20 protein-coding genes are annotated in these 17,036 nt (G+C 37.3%); 10 read left to right on the top strand and 10 right to left on the bottom strand.

What is annotated here, in order from left to right; genetic code table 11:
- Nucleotides 1–441 (bottom strand): hemerythrin domain-containing protein, encoded by a 441-nt coding sequence (locus ES948_RS05700; RefSeq protein WP_152183983.1) that lies wholly within the window; start codon nt 439–441, stop codon nt 1–3.
- Nucleotides 442–577: 136 nt separating this feature from the next.
- On the opposite strand from ES948_RS05700, the gene ES948_RS05695 reads away from it, so the two are divergent.
- The 8 genes from ES948_RS05695 to crcB all read left to right on the top strand — a co-directional run bounded on the left by ES948_RS05695 (nt 578) and on the right by crcB (nt 6,548).
- Nucleotides 578–1,420, top strand: coding sequence for a DUF6166 domain-containing protein (locus ES948_RS05695; protein WP_152183982.1), 843 nt, complete (start codon nt 578–580; stop codon nt 1,418–1,420).
- A gap of 79 nt (nt 1,421–1,499) precedes the next feature.
- Nucleotides 1,500–2,819 (top strand): S41 family peptidase, encoded by a 1,320-nt coding sequence (locus tag ES948_RS05690; RefSeq protein ID WP_152183981.1) that lies wholly within the window; start codon nt 1,500–1,502, stop codon nt 2,817–2,819.
- 7 nt (nt 2,820–2,826) lie between these two features.
- Nucleotides 2,827–3,540, top strand: a complete 714-nt coding sequence (gene purC / locus ES948_RS05685; protein ID WP_152183980.1) for a phosphoribosylaminoimidazolesuccinocarboxamide synthase — start codon at nt 2,827–2,829, stop codon at nt 3,538–3,540.
- Nucleotides 3,541–3,557: 17 nt separating this feature from the next.
- The gene (gene purS, locus ES948_RS05680) at nt 3,558–3,797 is read left to right on the top strand and encodes a phosphoribosylformylglycinamidine synthase subunit PurS (protein ID WP_188109457.1); all 240 of its coding nucleotides are present in this window, start codon (nt 3,558–3,560) and stop codon (nt 3,795–3,797) included.
- Nucleotides 3,797–4,471: a phosphoribosylformylglycinamidine synthase I gene (gene purQ / locus ES948_RS05675; RefSeq protein ID WP_152183978.1), complete on the top strand. Its 675-nt coding sequence runs from the start codon at nt 3,797–3,799 to the stop codon at nt 4,469–4,471. Before purS ends, purQ begins: the two co-directional genes overlap by 1 nt.
- Nucleotides 4,468–5,514 carry a hypothetical protein gene (locus ES948_RS05670; RefSeq protein WP_152183977.1) on the top strand — a complete coding sequence of 349 codons (1,047 nt, stop codon included), beginning with the start codon at nt 4,468–4,470 and terminating at the stop codon, nt 5,512–5,514. The genes purQ and ES948_RS05670 overlap by 4 nt, the downstream gene beginning before the upstream one ends.
- Entirely contained in the window at nt 5,492–6,190 is a 699-nt protein-coding gene (locus ES948_RS05665; RefSeq protein WP_152183976.1) for a lysophospholipid acyltransferase family protein, read from the top strand. Before ES948_RS05670 ends, ES948_RS05665 begins: the two co-directional genes overlap by 23 nt.
- A complete protein-coding gene (gene crcB / locus ES948_RS05660) occupies nt 6,159–6,548 on the top strand; it encodes a fluoride efflux transporter CrcB (RefSeq protein ID WP_152184018.1) in 390 nt (129 codons plus the stop codon). The genes ES948_RS05665 and crcB overlap by 32 nt, the downstream gene beginning before the upstream one ends.
- Here the strand turns inward: crcB and ES948_RS05655 are convergent.
- The 6 genes from ES948_RS05655 to ovoA all read right to left on the bottom strand — a co-directional run bounded on the left by ES948_RS05655 (nt 6,538) and on the right by ovoA (nt 11,931).
- On the bottom strand, nt 6,538–7,107 hold the full coding sequence (locus ES948_RS05655; RefSeq protein WP_152183975.1) for an ATP-binding cassette domain-containing protein: 570 nt from the start codon (nt 7,105–7,107) through the stop codon (nt 6,538–6,540). The two genes, crcB and ES948_RS05655, sit on opposite strands and share 11 nt — an antisense overlap.
- Nucleotides 7,108–7,809 carry a dUTP diphosphatase gene (locus ES948_RS05650; RefSeq protein WP_152183974.1) on the bottom strand — a complete coding sequence of 234 codons (702 nt, stop codon included), beginning with the start codon at nt 7,807–7,809 and terminating at the stop codon, nt 7,108–7,110. It abuts the gene before it with no gap.
- Between the two features lie 211 nt (nt 7,810–8,020).
- Nucleotides 8,021–8,446: a PNPOx family protein gene (locus ES948_RS05640; protein ID WP_152183972.1), complete on the bottom strand. Its 426-nt coding sequence runs from the start codon at nt 8,444–8,446 to the stop codon at nt 8,021–8,023.
- Nucleotides 8,446–8,667: a hypothetical protein gene (locus ES948_RS05635; RefSeq protein WP_152183971.1), complete on the bottom strand. Its 222-nt coding sequence runs from the start codon at nt 8,665–8,667 to the stop codon at nt 8,446–8,448. Before ES948_RS05635 ends, ES948_RS05640 begins: the two co-directional genes overlap by 1 nt.
- Nucleotides 8,654–9,835 (bottom strand): PatB family C-S lyase, encoded by a 1,182-nt coding sequence (locus ES948_RS05630; protein ID WP_246153827.1) that lies wholly within the window; start codon nt 9,833–9,835, stop codon nt 8,654–8,656. The genes ES948_RS05635 and ES948_RS05630 overlap by 14 nt, the downstream gene beginning before the upstream one ends.
- Nucleotides 9,835–11,931: a 5-histidylcysteine sulfoxide synthase gene (gene ovoA / locus ES948_RS05625; RefSeq protein ID WP_152183969.1), complete on the bottom strand. Its 2,097-nt coding sequence runs from the start codon at nt 11,929–11,931 to the stop codon at nt 9,835–9,837. The genes ES948_RS05630 and ovoA overlap by 1 nt, the downstream gene beginning before the upstream one ends.
- Nucleotides 11,932–12,092: 161 nt before the next feature.
- Between ovoA and pgeF the strand changes: the two genes are divergently transcribed.
- Complete coding sequence (gene pgeF, locus ES948_RS05620) at nt 12,093–12,818, top strand: peptidoglycan editing factor PgeF (RefSeq protein WP_152183968.1); 726 nt, start codon at nt 12,093–12,095, stop codon at nt 12,816–12,818.
- Nucleotides 12,819–12,874: 56 nt separating this feature from the next.
- Nucleotides 12,875–13,324 carry a hemerythrin domain-containing protein gene (locus tag ES948_RS05615; RefSeq protein ID WP_152183967.1) on the top strand — a complete coding sequence of 150 codons (450 nt, stop codon included), beginning with the start codon at nt 12,875–12,877 and terminating at the stop codon, nt 13,322–13,324.
- 69 nt (nt 13,325–13,393) lie between these two features.
- Here ES948_RS05615 and dxs read toward each other — a convergent pair whose 3' ends face one another.
- From dxs to fliG, 3 genes are read right to left on the bottom strand one after another with little or no spacing between them, the layout of a single operon-like run.
- Nucleotides 13,394–15,214: a 1-deoxy-D-xylulose-5-phosphate synthase gene (dxs, locus tag ES948_RS05610; RefSeq protein WP_152184017.1), complete on the bottom strand. Its 1,821-nt coding sequence runs from the start codon at nt 15,212–15,214 to the stop codon at nt 13,394–13,396.
- A 1-nt stretch (nt 15,215) separates the two neighbouring features.
- Nucleotides 15,216–16,001, bottom strand: a complete 786-nt coding sequence (gene fliH / locus ES948_RS05605) for a flagellar assembly protein FliH (protein WP_152183966.1) — start codon at nt 15,999–16,001, stop codon at nt 15,216–15,218.
- 4 nt (nt 16,002–16,005) lie between these two features.
- Nucleotides 16,006–17,034, bottom strand: coding sequence for a flagellar motor switch protein FliG (gene fliG / locus ES948_RS05600; RefSeq protein WP_152183965.1), 1,029 nt, complete (start codon nt 17,032–17,034; stop codon nt 16,006–16,008).
- Between the last annotated feature and the right edge of the window lie 2 nt (nt 17,035–17,036).

Raw genomic sequence — 17,036 nt, 5'->3', positions numbered from 1 at the left:
CTACTCTACGATAAGAGAGTCCATCATCTCTACGATACGATCAGCTTCTGCACTTAAATGCTGTTGCGCCATTGTATAGAGCATCTGCTCCTCTTTCATATTATGTTGTTGCAGTAAAATCATCAACGTTTCAGAGAGACCAAAAAATTTATCTTTGTCATCATTCTCAATTGCTTCAAGCAGTTGACTCATAAGATTTCTCATTTGGGAATGTTCTTGACGCATCATCTCTGTTGGTCCCATTGTCATACCCGTTTTTGTTTCAAACTCCGGAAACATAACACGCTCTTCCATCTGAAAGTGTCTTTCCATATCGGCAACAAACTCCTGCGTGAGTTCTTTGGCATCTAGAAGAGAATTATGTGCTTGTTCTTCCATCTTTGCAAAAACATCATCACATCGTCTGTGGTCATTTGTCAAATACTCTTTTATACTACTCAAAATTACATCCTAAAATAAAAAATTTTCAGCATTATATTACAATAAAGTAAAAGCATTATTGAGAATAGTCATTTCATAGCTGTTAATGTAGAAATGTTACAATTTTATAATATAAACGACTGAAATGGAGTTAGCCATGGCTGAAAATCTCAAAGGAAAATATTTTGTTGGTTCACGCGGTTTTTATGGCACCAACTCAGTAAAATATCAAAATATAGAAATCGAAGTTACAAAATATAATCACGATTATGCAAACCCGGTTACCAGTTTTGACTGGGGAAACACAAAAAAGGGTGCAAACCTCTTAGCTTCAGCCATTTTAAACACTATAGCCTCTCCTACAGTTGCCAGAGTTTATGCAAATAAGTACACCCAAAATGTTATCCAAAACCTCAGAGAAGATGAGTGGAAGATGGAAGCAATCGAGGTAGCACGATGGATAAACAACAATACTGACTATACAATAGAACTCGATGAAGAGAGTGAAAAAAAAGCCGAAGAGGAAGAGGCAAAACGAAAACAAGAAGAGATAGAGAAAGAAAAAAGAAGAATCAAACGAGAAGAAGAGTTCCAAAAACAGATACAAGAGAAGCTCAAAAAACGTTCAAAAAATGAAGCGCAGAAAAAACAAAACGTAGAAATCGCAATCAACAATGTTGTTGACACTCTTTGTGGTGAACTTGAGATAAAACGCGAAACTTTGGCAAAGATTTTGGATGTTCCTATGGATACTATAAACAACTGGCGTTTAGAAAATGAAATGCCAAAACTCGCACGCAAAGCTATAGAGTTTTATAAAGCCGGTGTTACTTTTAAAGAGAAAAACTCTAAACTAAAAATCGAATTAAAAAAATTTCAAGAGCAACTCCTGCAAAAACAGACAGAAATCGATTTGGCAGAAGCTAAACTGAACCGTTACAGAAAATTTATCAATGCTTTAGACATACCTGCTCTCTATAAAAAATTCAAAGAGCTCTAAAATATATAGAAGCATTTAATAACAAAAGGTATAATTCTTTCTTTAAATATACAATCATTTCAATATACAGGTTTACTCCATGAAAAACAAAAAATTCATTACGTTGGGATTCGTCTCAGTAGCATTATCTCTGAGTTTTATTCTAAGCTCTACACTCTTTGCAAAAGAGACAACAGCGAAAAAAGAGAGTACTGAAGCTTCAAGACTTGAAGCACTTTCAAAATTCACAAAGGTAATTAGCATTGTCGAAGAGTATGATGTTGATCAGATAACCATCGAAGAACTGATAGACAAAGCACTCAAAGGTTTGATGGAAAATCTTGATGCACATTCTAACTATCTTACACAAAAAGATTATAAACGTCTACAGGTACAGACAAACGGAGAGTTTGGCGGCCTTGGTATTACCGTAGGTATGAAAGATGGAGCACTTACTGTCATCTCACCTATTGATGATACTCCTGCAGACAAAGCGGGACTCAAATCAGGCGATATTATCTTAAAAATTGATAATAAATCAACACTTGGCATGACAATTGACGAGGCTGTTTCACTGATGCGTGGAAAAGTCGGAGACCCGATTGATTTGACTATTGTACGTGAGGGTGAAAGCAAACCGCTCTCGATTCACATCGTTCGTGATATCATCAAAATAGAGTCTGTACATGCCAAAATGATTGGTAAAGATATTCTCTACATTCGTGTTTCGAGCTTTGATAAAAAAGTAGTAGATGATGTAACAAAAGCTGTCAAGAAGAAAAAATCTGTAACAAAAGGTATTATCTTAGACCTTAGAAACAATCCGGGTGGTCTACTTGATCAGGCAGTAGGACTTGTTGATCTTTTTGTAGACAGTGGTGTAATCGTTTCACAAAAAGGAAGAAGAAAAATCGAGACGAAAGAGTACTCTGCGCATATAGGCAACACTATCACAGATGTTCCTGTTGTTGTTCTTATCAACGGAGGAAGTGCAAGTGCGAGCGAAATCGTAAGTGGAGCTCTTCAAGACCACAAACGCGCAGTACTCATTGGAGAGAAGACTTTTGGAAAAGGAAGTGTTCAGGTTGTTCTGCCAATTACAGAAACAGAAGCAATTAAACTGACGATTGCACGTTATTACCTGCCAAGTGGAAGAACAATTCAGGCACTTGGTGTAACACCGGATATTGAAGTACTTCCAGGTGAACTAAAAACATTTAAAAATGAGTTTGCTATTAAAGAAGCTGACCTTAAAAAGCACCTTGAAAAAGAACTTGAAAAAGTTGATGGAAAAAAATCGCAGACTAAAGAAGATAAAAAAGATAAAAAAGATATAATTACGCCAAAAATGTTGGAAAAAGATTTGCAACTGAAAGAGGGTGCTGATATCATCAAAGCACTTATCATTACAAAAGGATAGAAAATCAATGGAAAAAAGAGAGTTACTCTACGAAGGTAAGGCAAAAAAGATTTGGTCAACGGATGATGAAAACTTAGTAATCTCAGAGTTTAAAGATGATTTAACTGCATTTAACGGTGAGAAGAAATCTTCTGAAGCAGGAAAAGGTGCACTAAACAATAAAATCTCTACAGAGCTGTTTAAACTACTGGATGAAAATGGTATTCCTACACACTTTGTAGAGATGCTTGATGACAATCATATGCTCCATAAAAAAGCAGACGTTATTCTTATTGAAGTAATTGTGAGAAATATCGCTACAGGTTCACTATCTCGCAACTTAGGTATCGAAGATGGAAAAGTGCTTCCATTCACACTTGTTGAGTTTGACTATAAAAATGATGACTTGGGCGACCCAAAACTCAACGACCAGCATGCACTTATCTTAGGTCTTGTTGATTTTCAAGATGAGTTAGACAAACTTCGCAGAATGGCTCGCCAGATAAATGACATCTTAAAACCTTACTTTGCAGAAAAGGGTTTAAACCTTGTTGACTTTAAACTTGAGTTTGGAAAAGATAAAGAGGGAAATATCATCCTTATCGATGAAATCTCTCCTGACAACTGTCGTTTTTGGGATATTGAAAGTGGAGAGAAGATGGATAAAGACAGATTCCGTCAAGGACTTGGTGGACTCAAAGTGGCTTATGAACAAGTTTTAGAACGTATTTTAAACAAATAGATAAAGGACAAATTATAATGAAAGCTATCGTAAATGTATTTTTAAAAGCGGGTGTTTTGGATTCGCAAGGAAAAGCCGTTCATCATGCTCTTGATTCTCTTCATTTTGACGGGGTAAAAGATGTTCGTGTTGGTAAGCAGATTGTACTACAGCTTGATGAGAATGACAAAGAAAAAGCAATGGCTGATGTAACAAAAATGTGTGAAGAGCTTTTAGCAAACACGGTTATTGAAGATTACAATATAGAGCTAGTATAATGAAAGTCTCAATTCTTCAATTTCCAGGTACAAACTGTGAGTTTGACACGCAGTATGCATTTGAAAAGCTTGGATGTAATACTGAAATAGTATGGCATAAAGCAGAGTCACTTCCGTCTGATACCGATCTTTTAGTCGTAGCGGGAGGATTTTCTTACGGAGACTACCTTAGAAGCGGTGCTATTGCAAAATTCTCACCTGTTATGAAAGCAGTAGCAGAGTATGCAAAGAGTGGTGGAAAGGTTCTAGGAATCTGTAACGGTTTTCAGGTTTTAACGGAAGCAAGACTCTTACCGGGTGCGCTCAAACGCAACGAAGGACTTCACTTTATCTCAAAACACCATCACCTTCGTGTAGAAAACAATGACAATATCTTTTTGAAAAAATTAAACAATGGTGATGTTGTCAATATCCCGATAGCCCATCATGATGGTAACTATTACATTAACGAAGAGGGGCTCAAAGAGCTTGAGGCAAATGGTCAGATTCTTCTTCGCTATACAGATGAAGACGGGAACATCAAAAACCCTAATGGTTCTGTAGAGTCAATTGCAGGTGTTTGTAACAAAGAAAAAAACGTATTTGGACTTATGCCACACCCTGAGCGTGCGATGGAAGCTGTTTTAGGTAGTGCTGATGGTATTGCGATGCTAAAAGGATTTTTAGAGTCGTGATAAAACTACTTTTTCTTACTTTTATTTTTATAACATCGCTTTTTGCGAATAAGGTACTCTATGTCAACTATGACGAGGTACCAAAAAGAGTAATTAAAGGTGAGATATTTACAGTAACATTAAAAACACTCTCCACAGTAAGAGATTTTGATGATGTCGAATATGACTTTTCCAATCATTCTGGTTTAAAAATCTTAGATACAACTCCAAGTAGAGAGCATAAAGGAAAGTTCTTTTATGATACTTTTCATATGCTTGTTACTGCTGATAGAGCAAAACTTCCTGATGTCAATACAACACTCATTGCTGCACAGGAGTATAACTCCACCCTTGTCAATGGTCCAGAGCTCAATGTTATTACACTCAATCCTAAAAAAGACTTCTCAAACATCATCGCGAACTCATTTGAATTACAAGAGTATAAAACAACAAGCTATGATACAAATCATAATATTGTTGTTTTTGTAGCTACAGCAACAAATGCAGATATAGAAGCGATGCATTTTGAGAATGTTTACAAACAGGGAATGGAATCCGTTGAAAACTCTTATGAAACTTCAAGAATAACCTATTATGTTGTCATAGATAAACACTTGGAATACTTTACATTTTCATATTTTAATCTTTTAAAGAACAGTTATGAATTAGTAAGTGTACCTATTATTGTTGATGATGACAGTGTAGCGACACAGAGTGATTTAAAACCACGTGATCAGTCTCATGATACTATAAAAATGTATATTGCCCTTACGATATCAATCATTGGACTTATTATCATTTTCTTTAAACAGAAGTATATCTACTTGATTTTTATCGTCTTGCCACTTGGATATACGCTCTATTTGAGTATGCCACAAAAAGAGGTTTGTATAAAAAAAGGCTCAAATATATACCTTTTACCGGTTGAAAATGGCACAATATTCGAGACAACGCCTCGAGAGTATCATCTACCAAAAGAAGGAAGTGTAACAAACTTCACAAAAGTAAAACTTCAAAATGACAAGATAGGATGGGTAAAGAATGAAGATACTTGCTCATATTAACTGGTTTTTTGCCACTGTTAATATCTTCTTATCATTGATATTGATGATAATTCTCTATCCTATTCTTCCTCGTCCCTATGCACGAAAAATTGCTGCGTGGTATGTGCGTTTAACAACCTTTTTCTCTACAAATGTCAAAGGAAAAGAGGACCCTGCAACACAGATGTTTCTTATCAACCATCAAAGTGATTTGGACATTGGTGTTATGGAGACAGTATCAAAAAAAGATTTGGCATGGGTAGCGAAAAAGGAGCTCTTTGATGTTCCTTTTTTTGGACTTGCCATGAGTATGCCCGAAGATATTCCCATAGAGAGACAAAGTAAGACCTCACTTGTAAAACTTTTAAAAAATGCAAAGGACAGACTCAATAAGGGTCGTGTTATTACTATGTTCCCTGAGGGTACGCGTTCACGTGATGGCAGAATGCTTCCTTTTAAAAGTGGTGCAAAGGTTGTTGCAGACAAGTTTCAACTGCGCGTCCAGCCTGTTGTTTTGATACAAACAGCAAAATATTATGACATTAAACGATTTTATTACTCTCCGGGTACTATTACAGTGATATTTATGGAGAGTTTTATCGCAGATAAAGATGATCCTAATTGGCTAAATGAGTTAAGAAAAAAAATGCAAAAGGTTTACGATGATGAGTTGGCAAACGATTCTAGCCATCGGTAGTGGCGGTTTTATAGGAGCAGTATCTCGGGCTTATCTCAACGGACTTATCTCTCACAGAGTCCCTCATGAGCTGCCATTTGGAACATTGGGCGTCAACTTAATCGGTAGCTTTATTATGGGCTGTTTGGTTGCCTACTTTATGTACTCAACCCTCTTCTCTGTCCATATGAAATCTTTTTTATCCACAGGAATCCTTGGAGCACTGACGACCTATTCTACGTTTGCTATTGAGAGTTTTTTACTCTTTGAAGGTGGCAGTATCGGACTTGCCCTTCTCAATATGTCTCTGAATGTTTTTGGTACGGTTATCATGGCTGGGGGTGGTTACTACCTGGTTAACACTCTCTTTAGATCCTGATAACCTCATCAGCACACCACTCTGCCAAGTCCATATCATGGGTGATGAGTAGCATCCCCATATTCTCCAAATGTCCCATTAACATCTTCATAACATCCAACTGAGTCACATTGTCAAGTGCGGAAGTCGGTTCATCAAGTAAAAGCAGTTCTGGTTTCATTAACATTGCACGCAGAATTGAAGCACGTTGCAGCTGTCCTCCAGAGAGTTCATGTGGAAGCTTATGAAGTAGATCTTCTTCAAGGTCTATGTTTTGAAGATAGATTTTAAGTTCATCCAAAGAAGCAACATCTGATATTTGATTAATAAGTGTATAGCTTGGATGAAAAGAGCTGTAAGGGTCTTGAAAAACCTCTGAAGCACGCATAGCTTTTATACTGCCATGCTGTGGTTTGAGATTACCAAGAATAAGCTCAAAAATTGTACTCTTCCCTGCTCCACTCTCTCCAACTATCGCTTTTAACTCCCTTTTTTTTAATGATAAGGAGAGATCTTTAAAAAGCACTTTTTCTTTTGAATAGCCAAAAGTAAGATCTTTTATCTTTAAAACTTCTTGCAACTACTCACTCTTTTTTGTCAATGCCAGATACTGTTTTGTAAGTTCATGATAGAGTTTTTCGGGTGTAAGTTCTCCACCTTCTTCCCAGATACGTTTCATAACGACATTATCCTCTTCTCCGTCCCATACTTTGATGTACGAACCATCTTTATACCCATGGTCTTGACGGAATTGATTTAAAATGTTTTTACCGACATAAAGGCGATAGAGTGTATCAAGATTAAGCCCACTCATCACAACAAGGTCAAAAAACTCTGAAACAAGCCCTTCTAAATCAAGCTTCTCTTTTGCAAGAGCAATACGCATGATATTTTCTACTTTTTCTATCACACTGTTTTGATCTGCAAACTCTGTAGCAAGTGTCTCAATTTGAGCAAATGATGCCAATTCTGAAATGTCATTTGCCACATCTTCAACAACACCACGAAGTGTTTGTGAATAGTTTTCAATAGCCAAACTCATAATAAAGTGCCATACATCAACAACTTCTATCTGCAGATTATTCCAATCAGGCTCAACTTCTATGTTTTTCCAATGCTTCCATGGGAATGAGTCTATCATCTCCGCACACTCCATATAGATACAGCGTCTCCAATTGATGACTTTTTTATTTTTTGTTATACCCTTTACCCACTCTTCGCCATTTGTTGCATCATTGAGTTGATTTTGCAGTTGTAACATAAGTAAAACTTTACTATTCATTCTTTGCTACCTTTTCTTCTTATATATTTGTATTTTATCTAAATATGATAAACTTCAGCTATGAAAAAACGAATTAACTGTAGACGTTGTGAGTATTACTATGTCACTTGGGAGCCCAGACAGCCTCATGGTTGCAAGGCATATGGATTTAAATCCACGCAGATTCCCTCAATGGTAGTTTTTAAAAGCAGTGGGATAGAGTGCTCTTTATTTAAACAGAAGCACTCTTGTAAATAAGCTTTTTTCCAAATCCAAGCCGATTGTCTGTCAGTTTAAAAAAATCTACCTTGATTTGCCATAACTTAGGAGCCAGTGCCAAAGCATATGGAAATGTTTTAAAATAGAGCGCTTTTAGTTTTGCATCTTCCAAAACAGTGAAAACTCCACGAAACTGCAAGCCTTGGATCTTGCCAACCTCTTTGGTCTCAAGCAAAATATTTCCGGCTACTTTTGAATTTTGATGAATGTGCTCTATGTGGAGTGTATCTTCACTACTTGCCACTATAAAAGAGTTGCTTTTGGCATCGAAAGCGTAAAAAAGAGAACAGGCACTCACCTCATTCTCCACTGCCGTTGCAAGTGTGAGGACATGATGTTCTTCTATGAAAGCGGTGATTTTTTCTAAATTTTCATTCATCAGAGTTTAAAGAGAAAGTTTTCCAAATCTTCGGCATCTTTGATATTACGTTTTTCTAACATCATCGATGCAATATCATCTTCTACAAATATATCAAACATATCAATAGGTGAGTTCATATTGTAAAAGCTCTTCATAAACTCCAGAAGTATCTCAAAGTTATCTTTGCGTACACTGTACTTTTTATGCTCTTTATACTCATCCCAGTTAATCTTTATCATATCTCTCTAAAGCCTTTTGTAATCTTGTAATTATCTCTTGCATTGTATCAGATGGTACGGCAAAATTCAAGCGCATAAAACCACTTCCCTCACGTCCAAAACCAAGACCCGCATTTAAACCTAACTTAGCCTCTTGTATAAACCACTCACGTAGCTCTTTGTCTCGAAGCCACATACCATGACAATCTAGCCAGGCAAGATAAGTACCTTCAATAGGAGTGATTTTTATCAGACCTTCATACTGTTGTAACATTTTCTCTAACTCTTGATAATTTCTATAGAGATGACCTTTTAGCTCACGCAGCCACTCCTTACCTTCTGTGTAAGCAGATTCAAAAGCGACATGACTCAGCACTGATCCTTGTGCAAAATGTACCTTTTCATAGGCTTTATAAAACTGCTCACGCAACGTTTTATTCGGTACAGCTACACTACTCATCGCAAAACCTGCCATATTAAATGTTTTACCGACACCGATGGCGGTCAAGGAGATATCTCTAGCATGAGCGTTCAATGAAGCAAAAGGTATATGCCTGTTTGGCGTATATACCAAATCACAATGAATCTCATCAGCAAAAACCACTACACCATTCTCATAACATATTTGAGCTATCTCTTCTAACTCTTCACGCCTCCAAACACGCCCAACTGGATTATGCGGGGAACAAAGCAGCAGCAGTTTTGTATCTTTGGTGATTTTACTTTTGAGATCTTCAAAATCAAAACCATATGCCCCATCCTCACGCAGAGCAAGTGGGTTTTTCACTAACTTTCGACCAAGTTTTTGCACTGTATGAAAAAAAGGCGGATAGACAGGTGTTTGCACAATGACTCCCTCACCCTCTTGTGTAAAAGCTTCTATTGCCACTGCCATGGAAGCAACAACAGAGTGCGAGTAAAACATATCTTCTAAAGAGAATGCAACATTATGCTGCTCTTTCATCCATGCGATTTGTGCCAAATATACAGACTCAGGTACCTCTTCATAACCGACTATCGGATGTTCAAGCCGCTTTTTTACTGCATCGAGAACAAACGGTGGTGTATTTATATCCATATCTGCCACCCATGCAGGCAGCAGATCTTCTGTGCCAAAAAGCTCTTTTCGCAAAGTATATTTTTCTGCATTCATATGCTCACGTGAGGCTGCAGCACTAAAATCAAACACTATCTTTTTCTCCAGACACTCAGCTCTGAGAGTGTATGCTGATACTTTCTTGCTGTCTCTTTGATAACAAACTCCACATCTTCTCTATGAACAAACTCGAAATGTTTTTCAAGTATCTCTTTGAGACGCTCAAAAGTTCGGATTTCTTGACCATTTTCATCATAATAGCCACCAACCCAGAGCTCTTTTGGAGTTGACTCTTCCTGCCATGTATATGGAGAAGTAAGAACCAAGATACCTGCATCATTTATACGTTCGTGTATAGTTTCTAAAAAAAGATATGGATTATAGAGTCTGTCAATGAGATTTGTTGCCATAACCAGATCATAGCCTTTGAAATTCGGTTTTAAGTTACAGGCATCACCCTGCCAAAACTGCACTTTTTCTTTTATGTCTTCATACCCAAGTTCATGTAGTGTAACTTTTTTCTCCTCTGTTATAACACCCTCTTCTTTGACATGAAAAGCAACATAACCTTCATTCTTCAACTTTGAGCCAACACCGACAAAGCGTACGGAGAAGTCAATACCTTCCACTTTGTCAAACTCTTTGGCAAGCTGAAATGTGGCACGTCCCGTTGCACAACCTAAATCAAGTGCTTTTGTTTTGTTTGTTACAAATGAGCTAGCAGTTCGAACACACTTAATGGCAAAGTTCTCCACACCAAAATACTCATCACCATACTGAAATTCACAATATTGAGAAACCAGAGCATCACTCTCATAAATATCTTCACTGGAATCTTCATTTTTTGAGAGAACATAGCGAAAACCTGCATTTTGAAAGAAGTGACGACGGAATGCATAACGAGAGTGCTGCATAATAAGATTACCGTTACTTGCCCATGAAGCTCCTAAGATAAGTGCATGTTTATCATCAAAAGTCGGTGTTGAGAAGTCATCATAAGCAGGATGCACTTCAAAACCCTTAAATCCGCGAATCGGTGTCCTGCTCCACTGCCAGACATTACCGATGACATCATAAATACCGTTAAATCCAAACTCATCCACAGGACATGATGAAGCATAATGGTAGAAGTTGATATTTGCACGGCTCTCATGTAATTCTGGAATATCTCGCAAACCAGACTGTTTATAGATTGCCGCATACTCTGCTTCACTTGGCAGTCTATACTCCTTGCCCTCTTTTGCGCTCTTGTAACGACAATATGCTTCAGCTTCAAGAGCATTGACATCAACAGGCCAGTTTAATGGTATATCTATGATTTTATAGAGTGCTCGATATTTGAAACCATTGCCATCTTTTAGCCAAAAATGTGGATACTTAGCCCCGCTTCTCTCTAAAAATTCCAAGCCCTCTTCATCCCAAAACTCTTTTCTCTCATAACCACCATCTTTGACAAACTCCATAAACTCACCATTACTGACAAGATACTTCGAAGCTTGAAAATCTGCTATCGTCTCTCTGTACTCTCCATACTCATTATCCCAGCCATAAAGATGATGCTCTTTACTTTTCCCAAGAAGAATTTCTCCACCTTTAACTGCTATCATCTCATTCTCAGAAGCTCTACCTGCGTGAGAACAAAGTACAAAATCATCTACTACTTTTACATCTTCTATAGGCATTTGGCGATGCAGTACAAGAGAAGTCTCAATGTGAATACGTTCATGCTCGATACCCATCAAAATTATCCACATAGCTGAATCATCCCGTATAGGTAGAGAGAACTCCAATGTATCGATAAGACCATTGACAAGCTCACGCACTCTGTTTCTGTAACTGCGTACCTCATCAACAGCAGGCCACGTATAACGCGACTCCTCTATATCATCCCAGTCCATCTCATCAACGCCTACGGCAAAAACCGACTCAAAATGAGGATTGATTCTCTCTTGTATGATTTTCATATTGATTAGCTTGTTGATAAAGAAAGTAGCCGTATGACCAAAATAAAATATCATAGGATGGCGTGTGGGCTCACTTTTTTTATAAAAGACGCTATCCTCACGCAGAAGTTCAAAGACCTTTTCGAACAAATCAAAAGTATTGTTAAAATAAGTTTTTATCTCTGCTCTTTTTTCTTCAACACTTTTACCATCTAGTGTAATTGGATACATACTTATTCTACTCACACAACACGCTCCATCTCTAATTTTACAGTATATCGTCCTGACGAAAGTCTTTTTATAAATATTACGCAGAGGCTCAGACCATCAGGAGGATTTGTCCTCGGAGTAATGTTTATAAAAAGACGTAATACTTTTATCAGAAGTTGATATGCTATAATCATTATATGCAAATTTTTCAAAGTAAATTATTAAACAATTATCCAAATATTTTTTACACCTTTACTACTAAAGAAGATGGCAACATCGCTTTTCATGTCGGTGACAAAAAAGAGAATGTAGAAAAAAACCATGAAATCTTAGCAAAAAAGTGTAACTATAAAATAGAAACGCTTGTTCATATGAAACAGATTCACTCTAACCTTGTAAAAATTGTAGAAGAAAACGACAACTTTACAAATCCACCTACCTGTGATGCACTTATCACAAATAAAAAAAACATTCCTCTTATGGTAATGATCGCTGATTGTTCTCCCATTCTCTTTTATGATCCAAAACAAGAAGTCATCGCTGTAGCTCACGCAGGTCGGGCAGGAGCCTTCAACAACATCATTCATAATGTTATAAAGATTTTTAAAAATCACTTCAACTCTAAAGCAGATGATATTATCTGCATTATCGGTCCTGCAATATGTCAAAACTGTTATGAAGTAGGCAGTGAGATTTATGAAGAAGCAAAAAATTTAGACCTTACTTATGCCTTTGAAAAAAAGAGTGACAAATTCTATCTTAATATACGAAAAATTTTACACCAACAACTTAAAGAAACCAATATTTTAGATAAAAATATCGAAATTTCACAAATATGCTCACAATGTAATAAAAACTACTACTCATATCGCCAAAATACACATTGTGGGCGATTTTGCGGCCTTTTATACCAAAAATATTAATTTTTTAAGCTTATTTGATTTATTATTTCAACTAATAAACTTAAAGGTGAAAAGATATGTTTAACTTTCTTTCAAAAAAAGATCCAAGAGCTCTCAATTATGATAATAAACTGATAAAAAAATTTCATAAAGACCATGAAAAACTTATAAAAGCCATCACTAAAATTTCAAAAGCTCTTGAAAAAAATGAAGAGAAAAAAGCAAAAACCTTTTTAAAACAATTCAAAACTGAGATTCTTGGACATTTTATGGAAGAAGATATAAAACTTTACAGATACTTGAAAAAATATTATACAAACTCTTCTGAAACAATGGAGCTTGTACAACAGTTCGAAGGGTCAATAAAAACAATTCAAAAAGATGTCATTAAATTCCTTGATACCTATACACAAGAAAACAAACCTTTAGATAAAGCTTTTGAAACAAAGTTCTATGCTATTGTCGATGAACTTGGAACAAGGATCAAGACAGAAGAAAACAACCTTTATACACTTTATATAAAATAATACTAGCTTACGAGAAGAGTCGCATAAAGATGTGTCTCTTCAAACTCTATACGTTCTTGTCTCACTCCCTCAACTACGTTGAATTTTAGATGCTAACTGCTCAGGTAAAATTCCGAGTGACTCTTCTACAACTTTTGTATTGCCATGTGTGATAAATGCATCCTCATACTCAAAACTCTCTAGCACTACATCTTCTATCTTCTCTTTAGCCAAAAACTCCAAGAGTGCCGAACCGACACCGCCCATCTTTGATGTATCAGAAAAGACAAACCATTTTTTATGTTTTTTTGCCATCTCACGCAACATCTCTTCATCTAATGGTTTTACAAAGCGCAAATCAAGTATACTGACATCTTCATCCAAAAGTTTTGAAGTCTGATAAGCACGCCCTACTCCATTTCCATATCCGATAAAAAGTATGTCACTCTCTGCTGATTCAAGTAACTGTGATTTTGCCAATTCAAAAGGCTGTGATGCAGGAAGCGCTTCTGTATCGATAAAAGCACCTCGTGGATAACGCAAAGAACATGGATGTTCATAATTTGCTGCAAATGCCATGGCCTGATGAAAGCTCTTTTCATCACGTGGAGCGAAAAGTGTCATATTTGGGATAGTTCGTAAAAAACTAATATCAAATACACCCTGATGTGTTTCTCCATCTTCTCCAACAATTCCTGCACGGTCAAGTGCAAAAACCACAGGCAGGTCCATCAAGCAGGTATCATGAATCACCTGATCATAAGCACGTTGTAAAAAGGTTGAATAAATCGTACAAAAAGGTTTGAACCCCTCTTTTGCCAAAGCAGCCATAGAAGTCACAGCATGCTGCTCAGCAATGGCAACATCCCAAAACCTATCAGGATATTTCTCCATGAGCTCACTTAAACCAGTGCCGCTAGGCATCGCTGCTGTTGCACCTACAATCTTGTCATTGTTCTTACAAAGATGCAGGAGTGATTCTGTATAAATCTGCGTTGCACTCTTTGCCGAAGATTTTTTCGAAGAAGAACCACTACTGATGTCAAACGGTCCAACTCCGTGCCATTTCTCCTCTTTGCCTTCTGCTATCTCATAGCCCTTGCCTTTGAGCGTTTGTGCATGAATAATGACAGGTTTTTTGAGCTTTTTTGCTGTCTCAAATATCTCAATGAGCTGGGAGAGATTATGTCCGTCAACCGGACCGATATAATCTATTCCCATCTCTTCAAATAAAATTCCCGGTGTTACAAGTTTTAAAGACTCTTCCATTCTTTTAGCGATGTAGCGTGCGCCCTCGCCAAAATTATCAACAAAATTCTCTGTTGTCTTTTTAAAACGCTGATAAAATGGTGAAGCCATGGCAGATGAGAGCATACGGCTGATGGCACCTATTGGCTTTGCAATACTCATCTCATTATCATTTAAGATGATAACCATCGGATATTTTCTATCACCTAGCTCGTTGAGTGCTTCATATACCATCCCGGCAGTCATAGAACCATCCCCGATCATCACAACCGGAATACGCTCATCCTGTTCTCCTTTGAGTGCAATGGCTTTTGCAACACCTACTCCCAAAGAGATGGAGGTTGAACTGTGTCCTGCAACAAAGTAGTCATCTGCACTCTCACTCGGCTTGGTATAACCACAAATTCCACCAAATTGGCGTAAAGTATCAAATGCTTCCCATCTACCAGTTAAGAGTTTGTGCGCATACGATTGATGACTCACATCAAAGATAAAAGGATCTTTACTTGAGTCAAAAACTTTATGCATAGCGACAATCAGCTCTGTTGCACCAAGTGTTGAACTTAAATGCCCACCATTCTTACTTACTACTTCTAAAATTCTTTTTCGTATATCACTGCAGAGTGTCTCTAACTCTGCAATGCTTTTATTTTGCAAATCCATTTTACTCACTTAAGGCTGCTTTCTTTACTCTCTCAAATCTTTTTGATATCTGTGCATCTATATTTCCGGCATCACTTATCACGATAACACCACCTTCATTTACTGCACTGTCTGCTAAAACTGTTATATGGTCTAATTGACCTAAATGTTCACTGATTGCTGTATGGTTATTTGGATTTACTTTGAGTGTCACTTTCGATGCACCCTGGAGGTCATTTATCAACTCATCTGCCAAAACCTTTGCAACTTTTGATGAATTAGTATCTAATTCTATCTTAATAACTTCTTGTGCAATATCAAGTGCGGCATTTACAAGCTCATTTTTTAAGCTCTCTAAAGAGTGCTCAAACTCTGCTGCACTTGACTCTAACTTTGCAATCGAACTTGTAAAAAGGGAGAGTTTTTCATTGATCTCTTTATCTATCTCTTCAAGAGCCTGTGCCTTGCCGGCTTTCATACCCTCAGCAAAAGCCTCCTCTTTTGCCTTTTGGAGTCCCTCTTTGAACTCCTCTTCTTTTGCTTCAAGCTTCATCTGCAGTTTAATGAAGTTTGAACTCATCTCATCTGTTTTTTTCATCAAAGACTCTATGAGTGACTCTTTGGATTTTGTATCTAAGGCGCTTGAATCTATCTCTTTTGCCTGTTGTAGAGGTGTCTCTTCAAGACTACTCTTATGCTCTTGTGCCTCTTCATTGTTTGAAGAACTTCCACCAAAAGCTATAACTTTAAAATTGTACTTATCTACATGATGTTTTTCAATACTATCACTTGATATTACTGTTGCCATTACCCTACTCTACCATCTCTTCAGATGAGCCCATCTGAATTGTTCCGGCTTCAGCCAACTGATTTACAACCTCGACAATTTTTCTTTGTGCCGCTTCAACATCTTTCATCTTAACGGCACCAAGGAACTGCATTTCTTCTTCGAATGCTTCACGGGCTCTCTCACTCATTGCCGAAAAGAACTTCTCTTTAAGCTCTTCTGGTGAAGATTTCAGTGCAAGCATCAGCTCTGCCTTGTCTACAGCTTTAAGTACTTCTGTAATTGCCATTTTATCTAATGTTACCATATCTTCGAAAGTAAACATCATCTCTTTAATGCGTGTAGCCAACTCCTCATCAACCTGTTCAATAGTAGAAAGTGTTGCTTTAGCACTTTTTGCACCAAGACGATTAAAGATGTCTGCCACAGCGCGTGTTCCACCCACCTCTACTTTGTAAGATGCAAGTGATTCAAGTTTAGACTCTAACACAGCAGATACTCGCTTGATAACTGAAGGTGAGATATCTCCTAGTTTTGCCATACGCATTGCGACTTCACTACGTAGGTCATCTGGAAAGAACTGCAATGTATCTGCTGCTTCCGTTGGATCCATATGTGCTAAAATCAGGGCAATTGTCTGTGGATGTTCATTGATAATAAAGTCTGATAGCTGCTGTGGTTTGATTTTTGAGAGATAGGCAAAATTCTGTGTATTTTGCATACTTTTGGAGAGCTTGTCAAGAACTTTTTTTGCCTCTTCCGGTCCAAGTGTTCTATAAAGAAGTTCTCTTGCGTACTCCATACCACCCGAAGTAAGATACTGACCTGACTGGAAAATGGCATGGAACTCTTCAAGAACTGCTGTTGCGATCGCTCTGTCTATTGTCGTGTTTGTTGCAATATATTTTGATATTTCAGTTATCGCCTCAACATTCATATTAGAAAATATTTCAGCCGTTGCATCTTCACCAAGTTGCAGTAGTAAAATAGCAATCTTTTCAGCCATACTCATTTCATCAAAAACGGCTTGTTGCTGTTGTGTCATATTTGACATAT

The organism is Sulfurimonas indica, from assembly GCF_009192995.1.
Taxonomy (GTDB): Bacteria; Campylobacterota; Campylobacteria; order Campylobacterales; family Sulfurimonadaceae; genus Sulfurimonas; species Sulfurimonas indica.
The sequence above is the reverse complement of the archived record's forward strand: the minus strand, read 5'-3'. Positions and strand labels throughout refer to the sequence as shown.

Bases quoted from the DNA above. Each gene is read 5' to 3' on its own strand.
- ES948_RS05695 (WP_152183982.1), top strand. From the start codon at position 578: ATGGCTGAAAATCTCAAAGGAAAATATTTTGTTGGTTCACGCGGTTTT.
- ES948_RS05690 (WP_152183981.1), top strand. From the start codon at position 1,500: ATGAAAAACAAAAAATTCATTACGTTGGGATTCGTCTCAGTAGCATTA.
- purC (WP_152183980.1), top strand. From the start codon at position 2,827: ATGGAAAAAAGAGAGTTACTCTACGAAGGTAAGGCAAAAAAGATTTGG.
- purS (WP_188109457.1), top strand. From the start codon at position 3,558: ATGAAAGCTATCGTAAATGTATTTTTAAAAGCGGGTGTTTTGGATTCG.
- purQ (WP_152183978.1), top strand. From the start codon at position 3,797: ATGAAAGTCTCAATTCTTCAATTTCCAGGTACAAACTGTGAGTTTGAC.
- ES948_RS05665 (WP_152183976.1), top strand. From the start codon at position 5,492: ATGAAGATACTTGCTCATATTAACTGGTTTTTTGCCACTGTTAATATC.
- crcB (WP_152184018.1), top strand. From the start codon at position 6,159: ATGAGTTGGCAAACGATTCTAGCCATCGGTAGTGGCGGTTTTATAGGA.
- ES948_RS05650 (WP_152183974.1), bottom strand. From the start codon at position 7,809: ATGAATAGTAAAGTTTTACTTATGTTACAACTGCAAAATCAACTCAAT.
- ES948_RS05640 (WP_152183972.1), bottom strand. From the start codon at position 8,446: ATGAATGAAAATTTAGAAAAAATCACCGCTTTCATAGAAGAACATCAT.
- ES948_RS05635 (WP_152183971.1), bottom strand. From the start codon at position 8,667: ATGATAAAGATTAACTGGGATGAGTATAAAGAGCATAAAAAGTACAGT.
- pgeF (WP_152183968.1), top strand. From the start codon at position 12,093: ATGCAAATTTTTCAAAGTAAATTATTAAACAATTATCCAAATATTTTT.
- ES948_RS05615 (WP_152183967.1), top strand. From the start codon at position 12,875: ATGTTTAACTTTCTTTCAAAAAAAGATCCAAGAGCTCTCAATTATGAT.
- dxs (WP_152184017.1), bottom strand. From the start codon at position 15,214: ATGGATTTGCAAAATAAAAGCATTGCAGAGTTAGAGACACTCTGCAGT.
- fliH (WP_152183966.1), bottom strand. From the start codon at position 16,001: ATGGCAACAGTAATATCAAGTGATAGTATTGAAAAACATCATGTAGAT.
- fliG (WP_152183965.1), bottom strand. From the start codon at position 17,034: ATGTCAAATATGACACAACAGCAACAAGCCGTTTTTGATGAAATGAGT.